Annotated in this window: 1 protein-coding gene and 1 pseudogene; both read right to left on the reverse strand. The window is 50.7% G+C overall.

Translation table 11 applies throughout. From position 1 onward, the window contains the following. Positions 1-579: 579 nt before the first annotated feature. On the reverse strand, positions 580-771 hold the full coding sequence (locus ABRP88_RS11280) for a hypothetical protein (protein WP_284771193.1): 192 nt from the start codon (positions 769-771) through the stop codon (positions 580-582). A 277-nt stretch (positions 772-1048) separates the two neighbouring features. Continuing rightward, positions 1049-1860 (reverse strand): annotated as a pseudogene (locus ABRP88_RS11285) (transposase); the annotation flags it as partial. Between the last annotated feature and the right edge of the window lie 70 nt (positions 1861-1930).

A 1930-nucleotide genomic window follows, 5' to 3' on the forward strand; every position in this document is an offset into this window, starting at 1 on the left:
GACATGGTGGTAGATTACCTTTCTTCCCAGCCCGACTGGGCTGGATATCAGGTGTCCACCAAACCGGGGTCAGGTCCCTGAATCAAAAACGATTTGGGGAGCAGTTATGTGGAATAAGATTCTAGCTACAATTGTGGCCCTCTAAATGGTAATTTCCGTGTTTGTTAAATGGTGACACGGAATTATTATTGTATTTGCAGTGCTGACTATTATCTTTCTATTCATTTTCAATAAAGAGAATTAACTGAAGCGACTTAGACTTGGTTTCGCTTTAATGGGCGCTGTTGGCGGCTCGGAGATATAGTACTTGGCCTCTACGGCGCTGAGGCGAGGCGTAGACCAAAAAGGCTCAGCTGTGACTGGCTTGCTAAGCATGTCGCGACTGATGACAAAGCGGATTTACTACGTTTTAAAGCTCCATCGTTTCTCTTTCTACAAATGTGCCCAACCCCTAGCGTGTCCACTTTCCGGAGGGCGAGCCCTACGTTTCGCGCAAGGTTTGTTGGGGAAACGGAAACGGTATAGAAAAAGTCCGACTCCCCGCGTAGGCACAGGGGTCGGACTTCGTAGGTTTACAATTTATCCGATTGCGTCAATGATGTGGTAAAAGTGCTTGCCTGCTTCAGAGGACCCTTCCAGTTTCTGGGAAGAGCCCTCAGAAGAAGTTGCGGCAGCGTCAAACAGGGCGGATCCATTTTCGAGTACTTCGAGGCCGAGATCGCGAGCAGTACTCAGAGAAGCTAGGATGCCGTTTACCAGGATATCTTCCATGGACTAGTCCTTTCGAGGTAGTTACATTAGGTGTTTATCCAGCAGATTTAAACTGGAACACCCATAATCGTAAGGGGCTCCGGACGACTCGCAACTCGAGAATAATAATAGAAGAAAGGATACCCCAATAGGGGGTGTTCCTATGTAGTTTGTCAATCTCGCGGGTGGGGTGGACGGGGGGCAGATCTCCAACTCGGGATTTTTAGGTGTGTTGTTTTTGCGCGCGATTGGTAGCCGACTGGGATTTTTTCCAGTCGGCTTGTTTCGTTGTTAGGGGTTAGGCTGCTGCGGTTTCCTTTGCTGGGGCGGGGTCGTGGTAATACTCGTGGTTGCGCATCATGGCGTAGAGGACGTTGATTCGTCTGCGGGCGAGTGCTACTACTGCGGCGTTGTGTCTTTTGCCTTCATTGCGCTTTCATTCATAGAATTGGCGTGAACGCTCGTGGAATCTGATGGATGCAAAAGATGATTGCCATAGGGCGTTCTTTAGTTTTTGTTGCCGGCTCTATTCAGTGAGTTCGACATGATCGAGGTTCCGGACTGATTCGTTCGGGGCGATAAACCAGCGTAAGAGGCTAGGTGCCCAGCTGACGGAAAGTCGGACATATCGCCCGCGGTCATGAGAATTTGGGCAGCCGTCTTCGGCCCGATTCCCGGCATGGATAGCAGGATTTGAGTGTGGGGGATGTCGTTGATGAGCTCGATGACTTCCTTGTCGATTTGTTTGCGGTGCTCGAGCTTTAAAAGTGCGTCCTTTGCTGACATTGCTACGCCCATTTCGGCATAGTGTGCACCGGCAATGGTGACTGTTTGCTCAGCAATGGCAGCGAATATCGCATCGAGGACAGGTTCGGGATTGCGTGCCTTATAGCGTCGAGCAAAGGTAGCTGCCTTGGCCTTGCCTAAGCGTTTTATCTTGGTGGGCCCGCCGTAGCATGCAAGTAGGTGCAGGACCCATTTGCGGTGGATTATTTGGCCGCGAATGGCCTGCTCGAATTGCGGGTAGCAACCAACAAGTGCGCTTCGAATCTGGTTGATGAGTCTGGTGTAGGAGCGTGCTAAGTCTTCGTCGATGCTGTTGAGGACCTGACCCCCATTTGGTGGACACCTGATATCCAACCCAGTCGAGCTGGCAAGATTGGTAATCTACCACCATGTC

This window comes from Corynebacterium sp. KPL2734, from assembly GCF_040225595.1.
Classification (GTDB): Bacteria; Actinomycetota; Actinomycetes; order Mycobacteriales; family Mycobacteriaceae; genus Corynebacterium; species Corynebacterium rhinophilum.

Coding starts and splice junctions, on each gene's coding strand:
- ABRP88_RS11280 (WP_284771193.1), bottom strand. CDS start 771: ATGGAAGATATCCTGGTAAACGGCATCCTAGCTTCTCTGAGTACTGCT.